The sequence below is a fragment of the Cesiribacter andamanensis AMV16 genome (genome assembly GCF_000348925.1).
GTDB classification, from domain to species: Bacteria; Bacteroidota; Bacteroidia; order Cytophagales; family Cyclobacteriaceae; genus Cesiribacter; species Cesiribacter andamanensis.
On record NZ_AODQ01000185.1, the window covers coordinates 1 to 6,822 of the forward strand.

9 protein-coding genes are annotated in these 6,822 nt (G+C 52.3%); 7 read left to right on the top strand and 2 right to left on the bottom strand.

The annotated features are described in order from the left end of the window. Window positions 1-765: hypothetical protein (locus ADICEAN_RS19805; protein ID WP_040398441.1), on the bottom strand; the 765-nt coding region annotated here is incomplete at its 3' end. 359 nt (window positions 766-1,124) lie between these two features. Here ADICEAN_RS19805 and ADICEAN_RS19810 point away from each other — a divergent pair. Continuing rightward, a complete protein-coding gene (locus tag ADICEAN_RS19810) occupies window positions 1,125-1,913 on the top strand; it encodes an oxygenase MpaB family protein (protein WP_009197448.1) in 789 nt (262 codons plus the stop codon). A 79-nt stretch (window positions 1,914-1,992) separates the two neighbouring features. Here ADICEAN_RS19810 and ADICEAN_RS19815 read toward each other — a convergent pair whose 3' ends face one another. Next, a complete protein-coding gene (locus ADICEAN_RS19815; protein ID WP_009197449.1) occupies window positions 1,993-2,490 on the bottom strand; it encodes a hypothetical protein in 498 nt (165 codons plus the stop codon). Window positions 2,491-2,747: 257 nt separating this feature from the next. On the opposite strand from ADICEAN_RS19815, the gene ADICEAN_RS19820 reads away from it, so the two are divergent. The 6 genes from ADICEAN_RS19820 to ADICEAN_RS22450 form a co-directional block, all read left to right on the top strand. Further along, window positions 2,748-4,358 carry a type I restriction-modification system subunit M gene (locus tag ADICEAN_RS19820; protein ID WP_009197450.1) on the top strand — a complete coding sequence of 537 codons (1,611 nt, stop codon included), beginning with the start codon at window positions 2,748-2,750 and terminating at the stop codon, window positions 4,356-4,358. Window positions 4,359-4,442: 84 nt separating this feature from the next. Further along, complete coding sequence (locus ADICEAN_RS19825; RefSeq protein ID WP_009197451.1) at window positions 4,443-4,838, top strand: hypothetical protein; 396 nt, start codon at window positions 4,443-4,445, stop codon at window positions 4,836-4,838. Continuing rightward, window positions 4,835-5,236 carry a helix-turn-helix domain-containing protein gene (locus ADICEAN_RS19830; RefSeq protein ID WP_009197452.1) on the top strand — a complete coding sequence of 134 codons (402 nt, stop codon included), beginning with the start codon at window positions 4,835-4,837 and terminating at the stop codon, window positions 5,234-5,236. Before ADICEAN_RS19825 ends, ADICEAN_RS19830 begins: the two co-directional genes overlap by 4 nt. Window positions 5,237-5,240: 4 nt before the next feature. Further along, the gene (locus tag ADICEAN_RS19835; protein ID WP_009197453.1) at window positions 5,241-5,696 is read left to right on the top strand and encodes a hypothetical protein; all 456 of its coding nucleotides are present in this window, start codon (window positions 5,241-5,243) and stop codon (window positions 5,694-5,696) included. 269 nt (window positions 5,697-5,965) lie between these two features. Continuing rightward, window positions 5,966-6,391 (top strand): hypothetical protein, encoded by a 426-nt coding sequence (locus ADICEAN_RS19840; protein ID WP_161622740.1) that lies wholly within the window; start codon window positions 5,966-5,968, stop codon window positions 6,389-6,391. Continuing rightward, the coding region (locus ADICEAN_RS22450) for a hypothetical protein (RefSeq protein WP_152426539.1) at window positions 6,388-6,822 on the top strand (435 nt) is incomplete at its 3' end. The genes ADICEAN_RS19840 and ADICEAN_RS22450, both read left to right, overlap by 4 nt.

Genomic DNA, 6,822 nt, shown 5'->3' on the forward strand with positions numbered 1-6,822 from the left:
GCGCAGGCGGCTGAGCAGATCAAAGTAGGTGGTATAGCCCAGCCGCCAGCTGATCTGCTGCCAGTGGCTCTTGTTCCATTTTTCCAGGATCTTGCCGGTCTTGGGGCTTCGCAGGGCCGTTTGCGGGTTGCTCTGCAGCTCCCGGCGAATGGCCTGGGCCTTCAGCCGGCGGCTGGTGCGCAGAAACTGCCCGATCTGGGCCTGGGCATCCAGTTCCTGCTCCGGAATCTGCAGGCCTGCCTTATAGCCGCTCAGGGGCAGGCGGTGCAGGCTAACCTCCGGATAGGGACCGGCGGCATAGTAACCCACCGCCCGCGGATAGGCCCGCTGCAGCACCAGGCGCCCAAGCTGCCGGGCAATGGCCTCCGGGTTGCGGCTGCGAAAGTTGAGTGTCAGCAAAAAGGCCTGCAGGCCGGCCAGCACCGTATAGTAAGCCTGGGGAAAGGTCCAGTGCAGGGCGTACCGCAGGTAATCGGCATTGCCCAGCTCGGCGGTAGACCGCAGGGCAAACTCCGTACTCCAGCAGCTGAGCAGCAGCCTGCGCAGCGCTACTTCATCATCGGTATTTAGCTGAAGTGGCTGAAGCTGCTGAAAGAAGGGAAGCGTCTGCAGACCGGGCTCCTGATTGTGCTGAATGTGGTAGTTGATGGCGGTAAAGTAGTTCAGAAACACCTGGGCCGGGATCGACTTTTGCCGGATGTCGGCCTGCTGGTTTTCCTTCTGCTCAAGAGGGGTATATGGTATCGATTCAAATGCTTTTTTCATACTACTAAAACAAAAAATCGGGGTAAATAAGTTGCTTTTTGCAGGTGTTTTGGCTTGCTGAAACAAGGGGTAAAGGTGCTGGTAATCAGTAGTGTACAGGGCATTTGGTGGCCCTATCCTGTAGGGGGGTAAGGTGCCTGTGTCCCCGGTTCAGCACCCCCTTTACAGGCAGATGAGCCCATGATTGATAAACCCATGGGTAGAGCAAGGCCAGCTTTAACAGGCAAGCGGATGTTTTGCTGCAGCGCCCATTTGGAAGAGATACCTGGTCTGCCTGACCCTTCCCTTTCGGGGATAAAAAATGGGGGTATCTTGCTGGAGGAGCATTTGATTGCCAGCACGCGGCGTTATAGTAGCATATGGACTATTTTGTAAAACAAGACTCGGTGGTGCGCCAGATCTGGGGAAAGGGGGATACCATCCTGTTCATCTTTGCCGGGGCGGCCGCCGAGTTTGCGCTCAATAAGGCCGTAGACTGGCTCTACTTTACCGGACGCCTGCCGGCCGATCCGCTGGGGCGCCTGTTTACAACCGTGGACTATGCCCGTCAGATCATCTTTTCCGAAGAACAGGCTGCCCATCGGGCCATCGATCAGATCACCGCCATCCATACAGGGGTAGAGTCGGCAAGAGGGGCCCGCATCCCCGCCTGGGCCTACCGGGATGTGCTTTTCCTGCTCATCGACTACTCCATCCGTTCCTTTGAGCTGGTAGAACGGCCCCTGACGATCGTCGAAAAGGAAGAGGTGTACGCCGTCTTTTACCGGCTGGGCAGGCGCATGGCCATTCCCGATCTTACCCTCAGCTATACCGACTGGCTGCCCCTGCGGCAGGCCCACCTGCAGCAGCATCTGGAGTTCAGCCCCTTTAGCCAGGACCTGTACCGGCAATATCGCCTGCACCTGGGCGCTTTTCGTTACCGGATCCTGCTGGAGGCACAACGGTTAGTGATTCCCCTGACAGTGGGGCAGATGCTGGGATTCAGAAGGAGATCACTGCTAGGGCCCGTACTCCTGCTCTACAAGGGCTTTCGGCGGCTGGGCCTGGAGTGGCTGCTGAAGGGAATCTTTTTGCCCCCTGCCTACCGGCAGCAGATCCGGGCATTGGATCAGGTGCCACCGGATAGGGGCCGGCCCCGGGGGCACTGACCAACTGCGGGAATGAGGCTGAGGTCCATCAGGGACTACCTGCTTTCAGGCGCTAATCCCTTTAACTCCTACAGGTCTACTATTTTCTGGGGTTGCGGCTCACCTTCATGTGTGCCTTTTTCACCGGTTTCACCGTTTTCGCTTTTTGGGGTACCAGCAGGCTGCCTACATCAAGCGAGGGGAGGATATAGCGGCCCAGGGGGCAGTTGGCGGTGGCATTGCTGAATTCACTGCGCATGCAGTTGATGCAAATGCTGAGCGTTGAAAAGTGGCGAAGGTTGTCGAGCAGTGCCGGCGCCAGGCGCTCAGCGTCCGGAATGTCAAAGACAGCCAGTCCAACACCCAGCAGCTGCAGTCCGGGAAGCGGCTTGCGGCCCAGGTTCACCTCCACCTTTATAAAAAGCTCGATATGGTTGTTGTCTGAGTGCTGCTGCTCAAATTCCACATCGATGGGGTATTGGTCGAAAAGCGCCAAAAGATCCGTATCCGGATGGATCTCCTCCTGAAGCAGCATGCTGTACTGCAGCTCTAAAAGAGAAAAGTCAAAGAGTTTAAGGGGGGAGGGCTGTGCACGCATAGGTCAGGTGAAAAAGGGCTATGCCCGGCTGTTGAAAAAAGGAGCAGACCAAAGCCTGCCTGCCATCTGCTTAAATTGGAAAAAGATGGGGTGATTTGCAAGACTTCGCTATTTTCAAGACGGTGAAAGAGTTGATTTCTGTGTTGGGCTGCTTGTGATAGCTAATAAATGTGCTAACAAATTTCCCCACCCCTCTTTCCCACCTTTCCCAAATCTTCCTTACCTTGGGAATGCACTCAACCAGGCGTAAGAACCTAATGTCCAAAAAGCCCTCTCCCCAGGCCAAACCCAAGGCCGATATCGATTTTGAAAAGGAACTCTGGGATGCCGCCAACGAACTGCGCGGTGCCGTAGCCGAAAACCAGTACAAGGATTATGTGCTCTCCCTGCTCTTTGTCAAGCACCTCTCCGAACGCTACGAGATCCGCCGGCAGGAGCTGCAGCTTTCTTTCTTTGTGCCCGGCAGCGACTATTATAACATTGATGCCCAGATGCAAAGCGAGGTGCTGGAAGACGAGCTGGAGTACCAGGCCAAAAACGTGTACCGCCTGCCCCGGGAAGCCACCTGGGAGTACCTGCGGGAACGGGCCGAGCAGGACGACATCAAGGTAAAGGTAGACCAGGCCTTTGTTCTGCTCGACGAGATCCTGGCCCGCCGCAATCCCGACTATAAGGGGGTGCTGGAGCCCATCTTTGTCCGCAGCCAGCTGAGCCCCACCCAGGTGGCCGGGCTTATTAACCTCTTTTCCAAAGAGAAATTCTCGGAGATCAACAATCCCGAAAGCGATATCTACGGCCGGGTGTACGAGTACTACATCGGCAAGTTTGCCCAGGCCGAAGGCTCCGGCGCGGGGCAGTTCTTTACCCCCGGCTCGGTGGTGCGCCTGCTGGTAGAGATGATCGAACCCCTCAGGGGCCGCATCATGGACCTTGCCTGCGGCAGCGGCGGCATGTTTGTGCAGAGCCTTAAGTTTGTGCAGGCCCATGGCGGCGACCGCAACGATATTTCCATCTACGGACAGGAGCGCTACGAGGGCACCCTGCGCCTCTGCAAAATGAACCTGCTGCTGCGCAACCTCTCCTTCGATGTAAAGCTGGGCGACTCCCTGCTGCAGGACCGCTTCCCGCAGCTGAAGGCCGACTATGCCCTCATGAACCCGCCCTTTAACATCTCCAACTGGCATCCCGAGCTGCTGCCCGAGAACGATCCGCGCCTGTTCGGGGCCAAGGAAGAATTTACCACCCCCGGCAATGCCAACTACATGTGGTTCCAGACCCTCTGGCACCACCTCAGCGAACGGGGTACGGCCGGTGTGGTGATGGCCAACGGCGCCATGACCACCGGCAGCGCCGGCGAGCGCAACGTGCGGGAGCATATGATCCGGCGAGGAATGGTAGACTGCATCGTGCAAATGCCCGACAAGCTCTTCCTCACCACCGGCATACCCGCCTGCCTTTTTATCCTGAGCCGCAACCGCGATGGTAAGGATGGAGAGCACCGGGAGCGCAGGGGGGAGATCCTCTTCATCGACGCCCGCAAGCTGGGCCATATGGTCAGCCGCCGCCTGCGGGTGTTCGAAGACAAAGACCTTGAGCGCATTGCCGACACCTACCACCAGTGGCGCAACCTGGGTGGCACCTATGCCGATGTGGAAGGCTTCTGCAAAGCCGCCAGCCTGGCAGAAGTGGAAGCGAACGGCTTTGTCCTATCCCCGGGCCGGTATGTAGGCTCCGAAGCCGAAGAGGGGGATGGGGTGCCCTTTGAAGAAAAGATGAAAGCGCTGACGGAGGAGTTGGCAAAGCAGTTTGAGGAGGGGGCAGCGCTGGAAGTCAGGATAAAGGCAAATCTAGACAGTTTAGGATTTTAAGCCCTGTTCTGCATGAACTGGAGCCCCTTGACGTGCGCAGTATTCAGAATTAAACCCTGAAGTGTTTAGTTATAACTAAACTATATGGCTATATTTGCGTTACAAGAGATAGAAGAGATAAAAGGTAAGATTAAATTTTTCTTTCTTACCATAGACGGAGAAAGCCAATTTGAGGCTTTTGAAGCGCAAATACGCACCGAAGGTAACCTGAGCAGTGAATTGGTGACCGTTCAGGTGAGAATGCAGGAAATGGCCGAGATGCGAAACCCGATGCCTCAAACAAAATGCCGGGATTTAACGCCAAAAAATGATCCGGTCAAGGAATACGAGCTTAAAACCAAACACCTGCGGGTATACCTGATTCACGAAGAGCATAGGGGACGGATCGTAGTCCTGGCCGGCAAGAAAGGCACGCAGCCAAAAGACATTAAAAAGTTTCGCAAGCTGAAGGAAGCTTACTTAAATAGCAAACAAGCATGATCTCAAGAGAAGAATTGTACCAAACTCCCGAGTACTGGCTGGAAAGAATTCAGAATGATATCTTCCGTATGGTGCATGTCTATATGGAAGAGCGGGGCCTTAACCAAACGGCGCTTGCCAGAGAGTTAGGGGTGAGCAAAGGCTATATCTCCCAAATCGTAAACGGCAACTTCAACTTCTCCTTAACAAAGCTCATAGAACTTAGCCTTGCGCTGGGGGTGGCCCCTAAAGTCAATCTGCAGGAAAGCGTAGCAGCCTACAGCCAGCATCAGGAAAAGAAGCTGGACTATATGCAAAACAATGGTTTTGTATCGGTACAGCTGAATGCGGCCATTAGCCCATACCCTATGGAAGTAGCCCTGGAAAGCAGTAGCTTCGACGCCCTGCAAATTGCCTGATCCCATGGAAAAGAAGAAGGTAAACCTTGGGTTAAGCATTGCCGGTATAGTCGAATTAGGCTTTTATGTAAACGAAGAAGTGAGCTTGCCGGAAGGAAAAGAGGCCGGGCTGAACATCACCCTGAGCGTTGAACCCCAGTTGGCCGAGGAAATGGTCCGCTTCACCGTGGAAGCAGGCTTTAACCTGCCCGATGAACCTGCCAGATTCTTAGCCGGAGGCAAGGTGCGTACTGACTATAAAGTAGAAAACCTGAAAAGCCTTGCGGTAAAGCAGGGCGAAGAAGAACGGCTGGAGTTGCCTGACCAGATAGCAATAACCATGCTCAGTATTGCCATCAGCCACCTGCGGGCCTTATTGGCCCGCAGTGTATGTGGTACCCGGCATAGCCACCTGATCTTGCCGATTGTTAACCCGGCCGAGCTTTTTCAACAGGTAAAAGCGAAAGCGACCAACGAGTAGAAAAAAGGCTTGAAGGTGAGCAGTAGAAGCAGGGGGAATTGTCTTATCCCCGGGTCGGTATGTAGGCTCCGAAGCCGAAGAGGGGGATGGCGTGCCCTTTGAAGAAAAGATGAAAGCGCTGACGGAGGAACTTGCAAAGCAGTTTGAAGATGGGGCAGTGCTGGAGAAGCGGATTAGGAAGGTCTTACAAGGGATTGTGTCTGGTTCATAGTATGAATGGCCCTATTATAGGTTAATGCATTAAATAGCTTTATTATTTTTAATTATAGATGAACTATTCTTTCTCAAAATACGCAAAAACTAAAGAGGGCTACTATGGCCCTACATCAAAGGCGAATTTTTACGAATCGATCTATTATCACAGGCTAAGAGCTAAACCTATGAAAGGTAAGAATCGCTGGAGTATGGAAGAGAATGAAGAGTTTGGTGTGTTTAAGTGTGCGGATGAAAATGATTGGCTTTGTTTCGAGCAGCAAGCCTTCTTCTCTATAGTTGAGAACGGTAAGGTAACATTGGGAACAGAGGGAGAGAGGTTGGCTATGTTTCGTGTGCCTACTAATGGAAATACTGTTTATCATGGTTTTCCTGTTAATTCTAGTGAACATAGACCAAGCTCGGAGCTATTAGATAAATGGCAGGCAAATAACGTGGTTACACGTCCTATAAGAATGAGAATAGAAAGAAGCCAATTATGAGACCTATCAAATTAAATATACATCCTGGTTTTTTAGATGGCTATATATATTTAGGAGTACTATTTCTGGTTTCTCATAATGGTGAAATATGTTCTATTAGGATGGATAGAATTATAAGCAAACTAGAAAAGGTCCATCCAGAACATACAGCTTTATTCAGACTAGCTTTTTTACGTAATGATTGGCTCAATAATGAGCAGGCAAAGCATATGTTAGGAGGTTATAATCTCTACTCTACATTTGCTGATTCATGGAAACTTGTTTCAGAATTGAATTTAGAAATATATTTAGAAGAAGAGGATATAACAAAGCATCATGAGGTCCCTAGCATGCCAATTTTTGACTTCAAAGCATATGGAATGAAGCTTTTCATGGGGCACAGAGAGGGATTACATGAGTGCCACATTAATTCTAATGAAGATATTTTCAAA

What these genes read in the sequence shown, in the direction of transcription:
- ADICEAN_RS19810 (WP_009197448.1), top strand. Translation starts at nt 1,125, where the DNA reads ATGGACTATTTTGTAAAACAAGACTCGGTGGTGCGCCAGATCTGGGGA.
- ADICEAN_RS19835 (WP_009197453.1), top strand. Translation starts at nt 5,241, where the DNA reads ATGGAAAAGAAGAAGGTAAACCTTGGGTTAAGCATTGCCGGTATAGTC.
- ADICEAN_RS19825 (WP_009197451.1), top strand. Translation starts at nt 4,443, where the DNA reads ATGGCTATATTTGCGTTACAAGAGATAGAAGAGATAAAAGGTAAGATT.
- ADICEAN_RS19830 (WP_009197452.1), top strand. Translation starts at nt 4,835, where the DNA reads ATGATCTCAAGAGAAGAATTGTACCAAACTCCCGAGTACTGGCTGGAA.
- ADICEAN_RS19815 (WP_009197449.1), bottom strand. Translation starts at nt 2,490, where the DNA reads ATGCGTGCACAGCCCTCCCCCCTTAAACTCTTTGACTTTTCTCTTTTA.
- ADICEAN_RS19840 (WP_161622740.1), top strand. Translation starts at nt 5,966, where the DNA reads ATGAACTATTCTTTCTCAAAATACGCAAAAACTAAAGAGGGCTACTAT.
- ADICEAN_RS19820 (WP_009197450.1), top strand. Translation starts at nt 2,748, where the DNA reads ATGTCCAAAAAGCCCTCTCCCCAGGCCAAACCCAAGGCCGATATCGAT.